The sequence below is a fragment of the Sandarakinorhabdus glacialis genome (genome assembly GCF_014643455.1).
Lineage (GTDB): Bacteria > Pseudomonadota > Alphaproteobacteria > Sphingomonadales > Sphingomonadaceae > Sandarakinorhabdus > Sandarakinorhabdus glacialis.
Genome location: NZ_BMJM01000004.1, coordinates 123993 through 139009, shown reverse-complemented (window position 1 = coordinate 139009; position 15017 = coordinate 123993). Strand labels below are relative to the sequence as shown.

14 protein-coding genes are annotated in these 15017 nt (G+C 65.6%); 10 read left to right on the top strand and 4 right to left on the bottom strand.

Annotated features, from left to right (window positions below; genetic code table 11):
• Positions 1-41: 41 nt before the first annotated feature.
• Positions 42-2231, bottom strand: coding sequence for a patatin-like phospholipase family protein (locus IEW98_RS07250; RefSeq protein WP_188762265.1), 2190 nt, complete (start codon positions 2229-2231; stop codon positions 42-44).
• Positions 2232-2439: 208 nt separating this feature from the next.
• Here IEW98_RS07250 and IEW98_RS07245 point away from each other — a divergent pair, with 208 nt between their 5' ends.
• From IEW98_RS07245 to IEW98_RS07230, 4 genes are read left to right on the top strand one after another with little or no spacing between them, the layout of a single operon-like run.
• Positions 2440-3105, top strand: a complete 666-nt coding sequence (locus tag IEW98_RS07245) for a pyrimidine 5'-nucleotidase (protein WP_188762264.1) — start codon at positions 2440-2442, stop codon at positions 3103-3105.
• Positions 3102-3950: a 2,3,4,5-tetrahydropyridine-2,6-dicarboxylate N-succinyltransferase gene (locus tag IEW98_RS07240; protein WP_188762263.1), complete on the top strand. Its 849-nt coding sequence runs from the start codon at positions 3102-3104 to the stop codon at positions 3948-3950. Before IEW98_RS07245 ends, IEW98_RS07240 begins: the two co-directional genes overlap by 4 nt.
• A gap of 50 nt (positions 3951-4000) precedes the next feature.
• Complete coding sequence (locus IEW98_RS07235; RefSeq protein WP_243450612.1) at positions 4001-4777, top strand: hypothetical protein; 777 nt, start codon at positions 4001-4003, stop codon at positions 4775-4777.
• A gap of 36 nt (positions 4778-4813) precedes the next feature.
• Positions 4814-5212, top strand: coding sequence for a GFA family protein (locus IEW98_RS07230; protein WP_188762262.1), 399 nt, complete (start codon positions 4814-4816; stop codon positions 5210-5212).
• 24 nt (positions 5213-5236) lie between these two features.
• Here the strand turns inward: IEW98_RS07230 and IEW98_RS07225 are convergent, their stop codons facing one another.
• Entirely contained in the window at positions 5237-5980 is a 744-nt protein-coding gene (locus tag IEW98_RS07225; RefSeq protein WP_188762261.1) for a dienelactone hydrolase family protein, read from the bottom strand.
• 205 nt (positions 5981-6185) lie between these two features.
• Between IEW98_RS07225 and IEW98_RS07220 the strand changes: the two genes are divergently transcribed.
• From IEW98_RS07220 to IEW98_RS07195, 6 genes are all read left to right on the top strand, one after another.
• A complete protein-coding gene (locus IEW98_RS07220) occupies positions 6186-6938 on the top strand; it encodes an SDR family oxidoreductase (protein WP_188762260.1) in 753 nt (250 codons plus the stop codon).
• Positions 6939-7287: 349 nt separating this feature from the next.
• A complete protein-coding gene (locus IEW98_RS07215) occupies positions 7288-7980 on the top strand; it encodes a DUF4336 domain-containing protein (protein WP_188762259.1) in 693 nt (230 codons plus the stop codon).
• Between the two features lie 389 nt (positions 7981-8369).
• Positions 8370-9773 carry a M20/M25/M40 family metallo-hydrolase gene (locus IEW98_RS07210; RefSeq protein WP_188762258.1) on the top strand — a complete coding sequence of 468 codons (1404 nt, stop codon included), beginning with the start codon at positions 8370-8372 and terminating at the stop codon, positions 9771-9773.
• Positions 9770-11176, top strand: a complete 1407-nt coding sequence (locus IEW98_RS07205) for a M20/M25/M40 family metallo-hydrolase (RefSeq protein WP_188762257.1) — start codon at positions 9770-9772, stop codon at positions 11174-11176. The genes IEW98_RS07210 and IEW98_RS07205 overlap by 4 nt, the downstream gene beginning before the upstream one ends.
• Before the next feature lie 46 nt (positions 11177-11222).
• A complete protein-coding gene (locus IEW98_RS07200; protein WP_188762256.1) occupies positions 11223-11861 on the top strand; it encodes a YjbE family putative metal transport protein in 639 nt (212 codons plus the stop codon).
• Positions 11858-12997, top strand: coding sequence for a serine hydrolase domain-containing protein (locus IEW98_RS07195; RefSeq protein ID WP_188762255.1), 1140 nt, complete (start codon positions 11858-11860; stop codon positions 12995-12997). Before IEW98_RS07200 ends, IEW98_RS07195 begins: the two co-directional genes overlap by 4 nt.
• A 60-nt stretch (positions 12998-13057) precedes the next feature.
• On the opposite strand, the gene hisD is transcribed toward IEW98_RS07195, so the two are convergent.
• Positions 13058-14344, bottom strand: a complete 1287-nt coding sequence (hisD, locus tag IEW98_RS07190; RefSeq protein WP_188762254.1) for a histidinol dehydrogenase — start codon at positions 14342-14344, stop codon at positions 13058-13060.
• Positions 14328-14990, bottom strand: a complete 663-nt coding sequence (hisG, locus tag IEW98_RS07185; RefSeq protein ID WP_188762253.1) for an ATP phosphoribosyltransferase — start codon at positions 14988-14990, stop codon at positions 14328-14330. Before hisG ends, hisD begins: the two co-directional genes overlap by 17 nt.
• Positions 14991-15017 lie beyond the last annotated feature (27 nt).

Sequence of the window (15017 nt, the reverse complement as noted above, 5' to 3'; positions counted from 1 at the left end):
GAGCCACCCTCGAAGCCAACCCAAACGACCCGACGCCGATCCTAGAAAATACGCCCGATCGACAGATAGACCGCGCCATTGCCCCGGCTGTTGCCATAGCCGAGGAACACCGGCCCCAGGATCGTATCCGCGGCGACAAAGGCACTGGCCGCCGTGCGCAGGCTGTCCAGCGAGATGTTGCCGGTGACATCCCAGACATTGCCCGCCTCGATCGAACCGCCGACATAGATCGGCAAATCGAGGATCGGCGACTTGTCGCTCAATCGATAAAAGCCGACCGCCCGACCGAACATGACCTTTGGCCCGATCAGCGAGTTCTGCGTCAGTCCCGACAGGTTGAGAAAGCCGCCAAGCTGGAAATCGCCGAGGAAGTCGTTGGTGACATCGGAAGACGTGCCGAGGCGGGCGCCGAGGACGACCGTTGCGCGGCCACGGCTGATCGGCTTTTGGACGTTGACGCTGAAGGTATTACGGCTGAATTGTCCGCCGAGCGACGTGACATGGTCGACGAACTGCACCTGCGCGAAAACCCCCTGGCGCGGAAACGTCACCGAATCGAGCGTGTCGACGGTAAAGCCCGCGCGCCAGTCGACATCGCGATTCCACCCGGGTGGGACGTTGAATCCCGTCGCCTCGATCGGATTGAGCCCGCCGATGCGCGCGCCGACGCGAAATTCGCCCCAGTTGCCGAACACCCTGCCGCCATCGATGCCGGTGCCGATACGCGACACCTGCACCGCGTCGACAACCGACGTCGACCCGGTCCGGACGAACACGCGTGTATAGCGCTGGTAGAAGGCGACCGGCTCGACGAACCAGTTGCCGACCTGCTTGTACAGGCTGACATCGAACTGCACGTCGTTGCCGACCCGGGCAAAGCCGCGCCCTTCGGCCCCGGTCCCCAGGAAATTCCGGTCGGTGAACGCCACGGCAAGGTCGAAATCGGCTTGCGTGCCGAAGTTGCTGGCGATCAACAGCCCGGCCTGCCAGTATTTCTGCGCCCCGCGCGTACCCAGCGCATTGACCGTCAGGGTATTTCGCATCACCCCGTTGCCGGTGTCGACAGCATCGGTGTCGTAATTGACCCGCTCGAACTCATCGAGGGCAAAGATCCGCGCCACGTCGCGCGCCATGATGTTGCCATCCAGCGTGTCGCCGGGGCGTGTCGTCACCAATGGCGCGATATCCTCGGTCGGCACCTTGATCGAACTGTTGGCAATCACCACCGCGTCGATGCGGATCGGCGCCGGGTGGCGGCGGGCATCGCGCTCCGCCATGTATTGGCTCCATTGCGCCTCGCTTACCGACAGCGAAGCGAGCTTGCCGCCGGCTTTCTCGGCGGCGTCCTTGCCTCGCGCGATGCCATCGTCGAGCCGGTCGAACGCGGTCACGCCGAACCCGGTGATGTCGGGCTCGATCAGCACGTCGCGCGGTCCCAGCGTTTCGAGTTGCCGCCGAACCGCGTCATGCCCCAGCAGCAACTGCATCTGGTTGACGACGCTGAAGGCGCTGCGGATGCGGTCCGCCGATGCCGGCGGTTCGCCAACATTGACGACGATGACGATATCGACACCCATCCGGCGCGCCACGTCGATCGGCAGGTTGTTCGAGATGCCGCCATCGACCAGCAGCAACCCCTCACGCTCGACCGGTGGGAAAGCTGCCGGGATCGACATGCTGGCAAACACCGCGGTCGACAAATTGCCGCTGCCGATCACCACCGCGTCGCCGGTGACGATATTGGTCGCGACGGCACGGTACGGGATCGCCAGCCGGTCGAAATCATCGGTGGCACGCCACGGCGCCAGCAATTGCTGGACGGTGGCGAACAATCGCTGCCCACCGAGCACGCCGGTCGGCAGCACCGGCCGCCCATCATCGACGTTCAGCCGGAAATTGAGCAGGATGTCGCGCACCTCGCGCTTGCGGCGGAACGACAGGTCGTTGCGGTTGGCGGTATCGGTGAACACCGTCGTCCAGTCGATGGCCTTGGCGATCGCCTTGATCTCATGGGCGTCGTTGCCGATCGCGTACATGCTGCCGACGACGGCCCCCATGCTGGTGCCGGCAATCACGTCGATCGGGATGCGCCGGCGCTCGAGCTCCTCGATGACGCCGATATGCATGAAGCCCTTGGCACCGCCGCCGCCGAGCACCAGCCCGATACGCGGCCGTTCGGTCGCGGTGAAGGCGGGCGGCACCGGCACCGGCACGGGCACAATTGCTGGCACCAACACCTGTTCGGCAACGACAGGCGCTGCCAATCCCAAGAGCAATCCCAAGGCCGCGATGATCGTCCTCGTTGCCGTCAAGCTACGTCCCCAAAAGTCCCGATATCATGTCCATAATGAATCGGCTGCCGCAAGTTAAGTACCGCACGAGGGGACGGAGCCTGCCTCCCGCGCTTGTCGGCAGGCTCCCGGGCGCTTAACAGGCCCCATGCTCGATCATATCGAAAACTGGATCTTCGACCTCGACAACACGCTGTACCCGGCGAGCGCCAACCTGTTCGCCCAGATCGACGTCCACATGGGCGCCTTCATCCAGGACCTGCTCGCCTGCGACGCCGCCGAGGCCCATCGCATCCAGAAATCGCTGTTCCACAGCCACGGCATGACGCTCCCCGGCCTGATGGCCGAACACGGCGTCGACCCGCACGATTTTCTCGCCCGCGTCCATGATGTCGACGTCCGCGTCGTCACCCCGCATCCCGAACTCGCCGCGCTTATCGCCCGGCTGCCTGGCCGCAAGTTCGTCTTCACCAACGCCGACGCCGCCTATGCCAACCGTGTCCTCGCCCAGCTCGGCCTGTCCGAAAGCTTCGACGCGCTCTACGACATCCACGCGCTCGGCTACGTCCCCAAGCCCCAGGCCCCCGCCTATGCCGGGCTCTGCGCCGCCCACGCCATCGATCCCCGCAAATCGGTGTTCGTCGAGGACATGGCCCGCAACCTCGTGCCGGCAAAAGCCATCGGCATGACGACGGTATGGATCGACAATGGTTCCGAACAAGGTCCCGGCGACGCCCGCGATCATATCGACTACACCATCACCGAAGTCAGCGCCTGGCTCACTGAAGTGCTCGCCGCGCAGGAGACCGCATGAACATCACCTCTGTCATCGAAGCCGGCTGGGACGCCCGCGACACCGTATCCGTCGCTACCCAGGGCGAGCTCCGCCAGGCCGTCGAAGCCGCACTCGAAGGCCTCGACGCCGGCGAACTCCGCGTTGCCGAGCCCGATGGCGCCGGCGGCTGGCTGGTCAACCAATGGCTCAAGAAAGCCGTCCTCCTGTCGTTCCGCCTCAACCCCAACGTTCGCATACCCGGCGGCCCCGGCATCTCCGGCCTCGGCGGCGGCTGGTGGGACAAGGTGCCGACCAAGTTCGACGGCTGGGACGCCGGCCGCTTCGAAACCGCCGGCTTCCGCGCCGTTCCCGGCGCCATCGTGCGCCGCGGCGCCTATATCGCCCCCGGCGCCATCCTGATGCCCAGCTTCGTCAACATCGGCGCGCGCGTCGGCAAGGGCACCATGGTCGATACCTGGGCCACCGTCGGCAGCTGCGCCCAGATCGGCGAGGGCGTCCATTTGTCGGGCGGCATCGGCATCGGCGGCGTCCTCGAACCGCTCCAGGCTGGCCCCGTCATCATCGGCGACGGCGCCTTCATCGGCGCCCGGGCCGAAGTCGCCGAGGGTGTCGAAGTCGGCGAAGGCGCGGTCCTCGCGATGGGCGTCTACCTCGGCGCCTCGACCAGGATCATCGACCGCGCCACCGGCCAGATCCACATCGGCAAGGTGCCCCCCTATGCCGTCGTCGTCTCCGGCACTTTGCCCGGCAAGGCGCTTCCCGACGGCTCCCCCGGCCCCGGCCTTTATTGCGCCGTCATCGTCAAGACCGTCGACGCCCAGACCCGCAGCAAGACCGCCATCAACGAGCTGCTGCGCGACTGAAGCACCGCCCGGTCGCGGCTCCCCCTGTTCGAGTAAGATCCTCACTGTCGATGCCCGCGGCCACTCTCAACGCCCCCAACCGGTTGGCCGCGCTTCTGCCGACCCGGCAATGGTGGGCCGAGCTGTTCCCCGATCGGCGCCGGACGATCGCGCTGCTGATCGTCCTCGCTGTCCACATCCTGCTGGCCCTCATCCTGCTGCTGCTGTCGCCGCCGCAAAGTCCCACGCGCCCGGACGAACCGAAAATCTTCGAGATGATGCCGCCGCCGGCTCCCAAGCCGGTCGAAAAACCATCGCCCAAGAAAAAGACCGAGGCCCGGCCCAAGCCCTCGCCCAAGAAACCGATCGCCCCGCCGGTCCAGCCGCCGCTGCCACCGCAGCCCAAGCTGTTCGACAAACTCCTCTTCGATGCCATCGACATCTCCAAGCTGCCCAACCAGAATTCCGCCCCTGAATCGGCCGATGTCGGCAACGGCGAGGACAGCGAGACCGCCTATGGCCCCGGCGAAGGCCCCGGCGGCGAGCGTCTCTACAACGCCGAATGGCAACGCGAACCGACCAACGCCGAACTCGCCTTCTACCTCCCCAAGGGTGCCCCCAAGGGTGCCTGGGCCTTGATCGCCTGCCGCACCATCGAGCGCTTCAAGGTCGACGACTGCCGCGAGCTCGGCGATTCGCCCCCCGGCTCGCGCCTCGCCAGCGCCATGCGCGAAGCCGCCTGGCAATTCCGCGTCCGCCCGCCCCGCGTCGGCGGCAAACCCCTCGTCGGCGCCTGGGTTCGCATCCGCATCAGCTTCAGCGAAGAAGAAGACAGGCCCGCCGAATAGCTGGCGACGCGCCTCCCGACGCGGTAGCTTCCCGCCATGACGCTTCGCACCGCCACCTGCCGCTGTGGCCAGTTCCGCGCCGCCTGCACCGGCGACCCCGTCCGCGTCTCGGTCTGCCATTGCCTCGAATGCCAGAAACGCTCGGGCAGCGCCTTCGCCTACCAGGCCCGCTGGCCCGACGACCAGGTCGAGCAGACCGGTGATTTCCGCGAATGGTCACGCATCGGCGACAGCGGCGAGAGCGCCACCTTCCGCTTCTGCCCCACCTGCGGCGCCACCGTCACCTACACCAACCAGGGCTTGCCCGACCTCACCGCCGTCGCCGTCGGCGCCTTCGCCGACCCGCATTTCCCGCCCCCCGAATATTCGGTCTACGAAGGCCGCAAGCACCAGTGGCTCGCCGTCCTCGGCAATGGCATCGCGCACTTCGACTAGAATTTCACAGCTGTTTCGCCGCAATCACAACGCCCTGTTCAGCGCCCGCCCGAACAACGCCAGCATCGCCGCCCAGCCCCGCTCCGCCGCCGCTTCATCGTAAACCGGAAAATCCGGCATCATCCAGCCATGCGCCGCCGGATATGTCTCCGCCTCGTACCGCACCCCGCCCTCGGTCAGCGCCGCCTCCAGCCGCGCCGCCATCGCCGGCGGATAGCTCCCATCATTCTCGGCCGCCGCCACAAGAACCTCCGCCTCGATCGCCCCCGCCAGCAAATGCGGACTCGTCGGCGCATCGGTCGCCAGGTTGCCGCCATGAAAGCTCGCCACCGCGCCAAAGCGATCGGGCCAGGTCGCCGCCGCCGCAATCGCCATGCCGCCGCCCATGCAGAACCCCACCGCCCCCACGCGCCACCCGGCAACATCGCCGCGCGTATCGAGCCACGCCAGCAACGCCCCAGTATCCGCCGCGGCCTTGTCGTTACCCGTCGTCGCCATCAAAGGCCCCAGCACAGCCCGGAAATCCCCGGCAAACACCTCCCGCGGCACAAACGGCCCATACGGCCCAAACCGATAAAACATATCCGGCAGCAGCACGAGATACCCCGCATCCGCCGACTGCTGCGCCATCGCACTCATCGCCGGCCGGATCCCGCCCGCATCCATATACATGATCACCGCCGGCCACGGCCCATCGCCTGCCGGCGTCATCACCTGCACTGGACACGCGCCATCCTGCGTCCGAACCACGACCTGCTGAACTGACATCGACTACTCCCGAATCTGCGGCCCCGCCGACCGCCTCGCGCGGTTATGAAAGCAGACCTCGCTCTGGCCGGAATATAACGCGTCTCCTGCAGACTACGAAATGCGACAGGCCTGCCGAGCGCGTTTGCGACGTCCGAAACGCGCCAGACTGTGTGCTGGAACCCACCTAACGAGCTTCTGGATCACCCCAGAATGGACCCAGGCAATGAAACTCATCGACGGCAAAGTTGCCATCATAACAGGCGCAAGTGCGGGCATCGGAAAGGCGGCCGCGGCATTGTTCGCTGCGAACGGCGCCGTCGTCGTGGTCGTCGCCCGCCGACAGGATCGCCTGGGCGACCTGGTGCGTCATATCGAGGAACGCGGGGGACGGGCTCTTGCGATAGCCGGGGACGTCACCGACGAACAGACGCATCTGGAAGCTGTCGCCGCTGCGCAATCGCGGTTTGGCGGCCTGGATATCGCCTTCAACAATGCCGGCCTTGTGGGAGCTATGAAGCCGCTCGCCAAGTTGGAGCCTGGGGAATGGTCTGAAGTGATCTCCGTCAATCTCACCGCAGCCTTCCTTGGAGCCCGGGCCCAAATTCCTGCCATGCTGAAGCAGGGCGCGGGCGCCCTTGTATTCACCGGCAGCTTCGTGGGAAACAGCGTGGGGTTGCCGGGCATGGGTGCCTATGCGGCAGCCAAGGCAGGTCTGATGGGGTTGGTCCGCGGCATCGCGGCCGACTATGGCGCAGCCGGCATCCGCGCCAACGCCCTGCTGCCGGGGGGAACCGCAACCGAGATGGCCGGCGACGCCACCCAGCGTGAGTGGGCTGCCGGGCTGCATGCCATGAAGCGCTTGGCCGAGCCTGAAGAGATCGCGAAAGCGGCATTGTTTCTGGCCAGCGACATGGCGAGCTTCGTGACCGGCTCGGCCTTGTGGGTTGATGGCGGCAATGCTGCGGTCAAACTCTAGACCGTCGCCGCTTCAAACCAGGTCGACCGTGAACGGACAGTTGCCTCCACCTCCGCCGCTCCTCTATTCGCAAAACTACCGTCAGAAGTGATCGGGCAGAAGCGCCCCACTTGCGGACGTCCGGTTGATCGGCTCGGCATCCTGAAGCCGGCCGTTTGACGTGCCGAAAACATTCTGCTTCTCAATGCCAACAGGTGGTTTTGGGAAAGCTCATTCAGGAAAGGCAGCCCTGCCAGCTGGCTCAGGAGACCTGCCCCGGCTGTCCCGCCACACCTTCCCTGCGGTTGTTGCCCCACTACCCACCGCTTCGGGTGCGCTCTAAAGTCGGGCTGGGAGATAGGGGGCAAGGATGCTGCGACAATTCGGTGAAGAGATATGGACGGCTGACGGGCCGACTGTTTCCGTCGCGGGCTTCCGCTATCCCACGCGGATGATCGTCATCCGGCTTTCCGATGGCGCATTATTCGTCTGGTCGCCCACGGCGCTGTCCAGCGAGCTTCAAGTCGCCATAGATCGCCTGGGGCCAGTTCGTTACATCGTCGCTCCGAATACCTTGCATCATATGTTCGTTGGCGAGTGGCAAACGGCGTACCCAGCAGCAAAATCTCATGCAGTGCCAGCGTTGCGCACCAAGCGACCGGACTTGAAGTGGGATCGTGACCTTGAGGACGTGCCCGGAACGGAATGGTCAAACCAAATCGATCAGGTCGTCGTCGGAGGAAATAGGATCACGACCGAAGTCGTATTCTTCCATCACCAAAGCTGCACGGCAATTTTTGCCGATCTTATCCAACACTTCGAACCCGGTTGGTTTAGCGGATGGCGAGCCATTGTCGCAAAGCTCGATTTTCTTACCGCGATCAGACCAACCGTCCCCCGAAAACTTCGAATGACAGTTCGCGATCGGAGCGCCGCGCGAAACGCGGTGCTACGAATCTTGACGTGGCCTACAGTGGCGGTGCTGACTGCACACGGCGCGCCGATCACACGTGACGGTCGCGATGCGATTGTCCATGCTTTCGATTGGTTGCTCCGCAAATAGTGCTAGTCGATCCCGATATGGATCGCGGTGGCTATCGCGATCATCGAGACTCTCCGGGAAAGTCGGCGACGCCACTCGACGGCAGCAATCGCACCTTCCTCCCCGAAAGCTGCCGGATCGCTGTCCACCAAACGCTGTGCACGCCATCAGTGATGCATGGCACCGCCGCGGAACAGAACCGATCCAGCTTTACCGGCAATACCCGCCGAGCTTGGGAAACCAGAAAATGCGGGAGAGGCCGAAAATTTTAACGATTTTGACTGCACCTCCACCGGCCTGCCGATCAACCGATCCTGTTGTATTCGCCAGTTTATTTCCAGCTGGCCGCAAAAAACTTGCCCTCCGCCGCACTTTGCCGTCAATTCGTTTTAACAACCGGGGGATCGCACTTGCGCGTCGTTTTCATCGCAGCCGCCTTGCTCGCGGCCTCATCCACCAGCGCGGCCGAAATCCGCCCCGACCAGACCGCCTTCCGCGACCTCTACGAGGAGCTCGTCGAGACCAACACCACCGCCTCGTCCGGCAGTTGCACCCTCGCCGCCGAGCGCATGGCGACCCGCCTCAAGGCCGCCGGCTTCCCCGCTTCCGACCTCCGCCTCTTCGCCCCCGACGGCCAACCCAAGGACGGCGGCCTTGTCGCGACATTCCCCGGCACCGGAAAAGGCGCGATGCTCATGCTCGCCCATATCGACGTCGTCGAAGCCAACCGCGCCGACTGGAGCCGCGACCCCTTCACCCTCATCGAGGAAGACGGCTATTTCTACGGCCGCGGCGTTTCCGACGACAAGGCGCACGCCGCGATCTTCACCGACACCCTCATCCGCCTGAAAAAATCGGGCTTCAAGCCGCAGCGCACGCTCAAGCTGGCGCTGACCTGCGGCGAGGAAGGCGGCCACAAGACCGTCGGCGCCGAATGGCTCGTCAAGCAACACCCCGACTGGATCGCCGCCGATTTCGCCATCAACGAAGGCGGCTCGGGCACGCGCGACGCCGCCGGAAAACCCCTCGCACTCAGCTTCCAGGCCGGCGAAAAAGTCTTCCAGAACTTCACTCTCGAAACCACCAACCCCGGCGGCCACAGCAGCCGGCCGCGCCCCGACAATGCCATCTACAGCCTCGCCGCGGCGCTCACCCGCGTCGGCCAATACCGTTTCCCGGTCCAGTTCAGCGACACCACCCGTGCCTATTTCACCCAGCGCGCCCGCATCGACGGCGGTGAAGCCGGCGCCGCGATGACCCGCCTGCTGGCGAACCCGCAGGACACCGCCGCCGAAGCCATCGTCGCCCGCGACCCGGCGCTCAACTCGACGCTGCGCACCACCTGCGTCGCCACCATGGTTAACGCCGGCCACGCCGAAAACGCCCTTCCCCAACGCGCCACTGCCATCGTCAACTGCCGGATGTTTCCCGGCGACCCGATTGCCAACGTCCAGGCGCAACTCACCCGCGCCGTCGCCGACCCCACCGTAAAAGTCAGCCCCAGCGGCGATATCAGCCCGACGCCGCCACCGCCGCCTTTGTCGCCGCTGGTCTATGGCAACGCCCGCAAGTTCGCCGAAAAACACTTTCCCGGCATCCCGATGATACCGACGATGACGACCGGTGCCACCGATGGCCGCTTCCTCAACGCCGCCGGCATCCCGACCTACGGCATGCCCGGAGCCTTCCGCAGCGCCAACGGCGACGGCACCCACGGCCTTAACGAACGCAACAACGTCGCCGGCCTCTACGCCGAGCGCGACTATCTCTTCGACCTGATCCAGATCCTATCGAACGCCAAGGACGCCAAATGACCCTGAAGGCCCTGCTCGTTTCCGCTGCCGTCATCGCCGTTCCTGTCTCTGGCCCAGCCAACGCCCAACTCCGTCCCGACCAGACCGCCTTTCGCGCCATCTTCAAGGAACTCGTCGAGACCAACACCACGCTCTCCGCCGGCAGCTGCACGATCGCCGCTGCACAGCTCGGCGCGCGCCTCAAGGCTGCGGGTTTCAAGGACAGCGACATCACCCTGTTCAGCGTCCCCGATCATCCCAAGGAAGGCGGCATCGTCGCCATCCTGCTCGGCTCCGACAAGGCCGCAAAACCGATCCTCCTGCTCGGCCATCTCGATGTCGTCGAGGCCAAGCGCGAGGACTGGACGCGCGATCCGTTCGTCCTTGTCGAAGAAAACGGCTATCTCTATGGCCGCGGCACCTTCGACGACAAGGCGCAGGCCGCTATCTTCACCGACACCTTCATTCGCTACAAAAAGGCCGGCAAGTCGCCGCGCCGCACGCTCAAACTGGCACTGACCTGCGGCGAGGAAACTACCTTCGCCTTCAACGGCGCCGACTGGCTGGCAAAGAACCGCGCCGCGCTGATCGCTGCCGAATACGCCATCAACGAAGGCGGCGGCGGCCGCTACGATCCCGCCGGCAAGCCCCAGGCGCTGGGCGTCCAGGTCGGCGAAAAGACCGTCCAGAACTACAAGCTCGAAGCGACCAACCCCGGCGGCCACAGCAGCGTACCTCGCCCCGACAATGCCATCACCGACCTTGCCCGCGCACTGGTCAAGGTCAACACCCATGAATTCCCGGTGCAGTTCAACGACACCACCCGCACCTTCTTCACCACCATCGCCAAATCGACCCCGGCGCCGGTCAGCGCCGCCATCACCGCGCTGCTCGCGAACCCGAAAGACAATCCCGCCAGCGTCCTGCTCAGTCAGGACCCGACCTTCCATTCGACGCTGCGCACCACCTGCGTCGCGACCCTTGTCGAGGCCGGCCATGCCAACAACGCCCTCGCCCAGCGCGCCACCTCCAACGTCAATTGCCGGCTGTTCCCCGGAACCGACCCCGAACAGACCCGCGCCGACCTTGTCGCGGCCATCGGCGACCCCCGCGTCGCCGTAACCCTGACCGCTCCGATCCGCCCGATCGCCGCGCCGCCCCCGCTGAACCCCGCCGTCATCGGCCCGATGCGCACGCTCGCCGACAAGCATTTCCCCGGCATACCGTTCAGCCTGACCATGTCGACCGGCGCCACCGACGCCATCTTCCTAGCGCCGGTCGGCATCCCGACCTACGGTGCCCCCGGCCTGTTCATCGATAGCGACGGCAACGGCATCCACGGCCTCAACGAACGCATCCGCATAAAGTCGCTGATGGACGGCCGCGACTATCTCGACGACCTCGTCCACACGCTCGCGGATTGATCGATTGGGGCTGGCGCAATCCGCTGCCGGCCCTTAACTGCGAAACATGGATTTTTCCGCCCTCATGGCGCCTGGTGCGCTCTCCGTCCTCGGCCAGGTCATCCTCATCGATGTCGTGCTCGCCGGTGACAACGCCATCGTCGTCGGCTCGCTGGCCGCCGGCCTGCCCCCTGTCCAGCGGCGCAAGGTCATTGCCATCGGCATTGCCGCGGCGCTTGTGCTCCGCATCGTCTTCGCGCTGCTGGTGACCCAGCTCCTCCAGATCGTCGGCCTGATCCTTGCCGGCGGGCTCCTGCTGCTCTGGGTATCGTGGCGGATGTACCGCGACCTCCATCCGGTTCGCGCGATTATCGATGTCGACGGCCCGGATGATTTTGAAAGCACCACCGGCCCGTCGCCGGCAAAGAGCTTCGCTGCCGCCGCCTGGGCGGTCGCCCTCGCCGATGTGTCGATGAGCCTCGACAACGTCCTCGCCGTGGCCGGCGCCTCGCGCGACCATCCCGAAATCATGATCGTCGGGCTGGTCCTGTCGGTCGCGATGATGGGCATCGCGGCCAACTTCATTGCCCGATACATCGAACGCTACCGCTGGATCGCCTATGTCGGCCTTGCCGTGATCGTCTATGTCGCACTGAAGATGATCTACGAAGGCTGGACCGAGGTCGCACCCCTGGTCGTCAGTTGAGCCTCGATCGCGCTCTGGCCGAAGCGCTTGACGCCGCCGGCATTCCCGGCGCCGTGGCGATGGTCGCGGATCGCGACGGCCTCATCTGGCAGGGCGCCTTCGGCCTCCAGGATCCGGCTACCGCCGCGCCGATGACCACCGACACGCTGTTCCAGCTCGCCTCGATGTCGAAGGCAGTCACCAGCGTCGCCGCGCTCCAGCTGGTCGAATCGGGCATTCTCGCGCTCGATGCCCCTGTCGGCGATTTCCTCCCCGGCCTCGCCGAGCCGCAGGTCATTACCGGCTTCGACGATGCCGGCCGCGTGCTGCTGCGCCCTGCCACCCGTCCGATCACGCTGCGCCACCTGCTCACCCACACGTCGGGCCTCGGCTACGACTTTGTCCAGGCCTCCCAGCAACGCGCGCGCGGCGACCTTCCGCCGATCCCGGGCTCGCTCGCCTCGCTTCACACTCCGCTGCAATTCGATCCCGGCGACGGCTGGGGCTATGGCGTCTCGACCGACTGGATCGGCTTGCTCGTCGAAGCCGCCAGCGGGCAACGCCTCGACGATTATTTCGCCGACCATATCTTCGCGCCCCTCGGCATGACCCAAACCGGCTTCGAATTGCCCACCGAAGGGCTCGCCGCAATGCACGCGCACACCCCCGACGGCGGCATGGTGGCCTATCCGATCAGCATCGGCGGCGGCCGTAACGCCGAATTCCTGTCGGGCGGCGGCGGGCTGTCGGGCAGCGGCGGCGATTATTTGCGCTTCCTGCGCATGCTGCTGAACGGCGGCAGCCTGGAAGGCGCCGTCATCCTGCAACCCGAAACCGTCGCCGAGATGTTCCGCAACCAAATCGGCGCGCTCCGTGCCGGCGGCATGACGACAACCATGCCGGCGCTTAGCCACGCCGTCAGCTGGTTCCCCGACATGACCCCGGGCTGGAGCCTGGGCTTCATGATCAACCCCGAAGCCCATGGCGACGGCCGCAGCGCCGGCAGCCTGTCATGGGCCGGCATCGCCAACACCTATTACTGGATCGACCCCGCCAAGGGCATCGCCGCACTGCTGCTCATGCAGTTCCTCCCCTTCGCCGACCCCGGTGCTCTCGCCATCCTCTCGGCCTTCGAACGCGCCGTCTACGCCTCCTAACCTGTCATGCCAGCGCAGGCTGGCATCCAGAACAAGGACAATTTTCGCCGAAAAAAGCCGCTAAAGCCGCAACCGTATCGAAGCCGCATGCGCCGCCAACCCCTCAGCATCCGCCAGCAACGCCCCTGCCGGCCCGATCGCCGCCAGCCCCACCGCCCCACAATCCAGAAACGTCGTCCGCTTCATGAAATCCACCACCGACAACCCCGAGGCAAACCGCGCCCGCCGCCCCGTCGGCAAGACATGGTTCGGCCCCGCCAGATAATCCCCCGCCGCTTCCGGCGTATGCCGCCCCAAAAACACCGACCCCGCATGCCGCATCCGCGCAAACAGCGCCTGCGGATCATCGACCATCAACTCGGCATGTTCCGGCGCCAGCGCATCGAGCAACGGCAACGCCGCCTCCAGATCCGGAATCACGATAATCGCGCCATAATCGTCCCAGCTCTGCCGCGCCGCCACCGCCGTCGCCAGCGTCTCCAACTGCCGCTCGACAGCCGCCGCCACCGCATCAGCCTCCGCCGCGCTCGTGGTAATCAGGATCGACTGCGCCACCGGATCATGCTCGGCCTGCGCCAGCAAATCCGCCGCAATCCACTCCGGATTCGATCCGCCGTCCGAGACGATCACCACCTCCGAAGGCCCGGCAATCATGTCGATGCCGACAATCCCGTAAAGCTGCCGCTTCGCCTCCGCCACCCAGGCATTGCCCGGCCCGGTAATCACATCGACCCGCGGAATCCGCCCCGTCCCCAGCGCCAGCGCCGCCACTGCCTGCGCCCCGCCGATGCGAAATACCCGGCTGATCCCCGCCAGCCGCGCCGCCGCCAGCACCAGCGGATTCGCCGCCCCGCCCGGCGTCGGCGTCACCATCACCAGCCGCTCGACCCCCGCCACGACCGCCGGAATCGCATTCATCAGCACCGACGACGGATACGCCGCTCGCCCGCCCGGCACATACAGCCCGGCGGCCTCGACAGCACTCCACCGCACACCCGTCCGCACGCCCTGCGCATCGGTCGCATCATTATCACTCGGCCGCTGCCGCTTATGAAAATCGTGAATCCGCACCGCCGCCAGCTCGAGCGCCGCACGCAAGTCGGGCGCCAATCCCGCCAACGCCGCATCGAGTTCCGCAACCGGGATCTCCCAGCCCTGGGCATCCAGATCGACCTTGTCGAACCGCACCGTCAGCTCGGCAACCGCAGCATCCCCCCGCGCCCGCACATCGGCAATGATCTTGGCCACATCCGCCGAAACATCCGCGTCGCTATCCCGCCGGTCATCGACCAGCGCCCGAAACGCCGCTTCGAACCCGGCCTCGCGCGAATCAAGCCGCAATGGCATTCGGCTTCTCCACAAGCGACCGGATCGCATCGACGATCGGCACCACCGCCGGATGCGTCTTGAACGCCGCCCGGTTGACAATCAGCCGCGACGACACCTGCGCAATCACCTCGGTCTCCACCAAGCCATTCTCGGCCAACGTCTTGCCCGTCGAGACAAGATCGACAATCCGGCTCGCTAACCCGCACAGCGGCGCCAGCTCCATCGCGCCGTTCAGCTTGATGATTTCGGCCTGAATCCCCAGCCCGGCAAAATGCCGCCGCGTGATCCCCGGATATTTCGTTGCCACCCGGACATGGCTCAGCGTCCGGATATCCTCCTGCAACGCCGCGGGCTGCGCCACCGACAGGCGGCAATGCCCGATGCCAAGGTCGACCGGCGCATAAAGCTCGGTAAAGCCGAACTCCATCAGCACGTCGTTGCCGGCAATGCCGATCTCGGCCGCGCCGAACGCCACGAACGTCGCCGCATCGAACGACCGCACCCGGATGATCCGCACATCGTCGCGGCTGGTGGCGAACATCAACTTGCGCGAATTCTCGTCCGAAAAATCCGGCTCGGGCACGATCCCCAGCCGCGCCAGCAACGGCAACGCCTCTTTCAGGATACGCCCCTTGGGCAGTGCAAGAGTGAGCGATTTGGTCATCAACCGCGCGCTTACCCCGCCCATCGC

What these genes read in the sequence shown, in the direction of transcription:
- IEW98_RS07245 (WP_188762264.1), top strand. Translation starts at nt 2,440, where the DNA reads ATGCTCGATCATATCGAAAACTGGATCTTCGACCTCGACAACACGCTG.
- IEW98_RS07240 (WP_188762263.1), top strand. Translation starts at nt 3,102, where the DNA reads ATGAACATCACCTCTGTCATCGAAGCCGGCTGGGACGCCCGCGACACC.
- IEW98_RS07235 (WP_243450612.1), top strand. Translation starts at nt 4,001, where the DNA reads ATGCCCGCGGCCACTCTCAACGCCCCCAACCGGTTGGCCGCGCTTCTG.
- IEW98_RS07230 (WP_188762262.1), top strand. Translation starts at nt 4,814, where the DNA reads ATGACGCTTCGCACCGCCACCTGCCGCTGTGGCCAGTTCCGCGCCGCC.
- IEW98_RS07225 (WP_188762261.1), bottom strand. Translation starts at nt 5,980, where the DNA reads ATGTCAGTTCAGCAGGTCGTGGTTCGGACGCAGGATGGCGCGTGTCCA.
- IEW98_RS07220 (WP_188762260.1), top strand. Translation starts at nt 6,186, where the DNA reads ATGAAACTCATCGACGGCAAAGTTGCCATCATAACAGGCGCAAGTGCG.
- IEW98_RS07215 (WP_188762259.1), top strand. Translation starts at nt 7,288, where the DNA reads ATGCTGCGACAATTCGGTGAAGAGATATGGACGGCTGACGGGCCGACT.
- IEW98_RS07205 (WP_188762257.1), top strand. Translation starts at nt 9,770, where the DNA reads ATGACCCTGAAGGCCCTGCTCGTTTCCGCTGCCGTCATCGCCGTTCCT.
- IEW98_RS07200 (WP_188762256.1), top strand. Translation starts at nt 11,223, where the DNA reads ATGGATTTTTCCGCCCTCATGGCGCCTGGTGCGCTCTCCGTCCTCGGC.
- hisD (WP_188762254.1), bottom strand. Translation starts at nt 14,344, where the DNA reads ATGCCATTGCGGCTTGATTCGCGCGAGGCCGGGTTCGAAGCGGCGTTT.
- hisG (WP_188762253.1), bottom strand. Translation starts at nt 14,990, where the DNA reads ATGACCAAATCGCTCACTCTTGCACTGCCCAAGGGGCGTATCCTGAAA.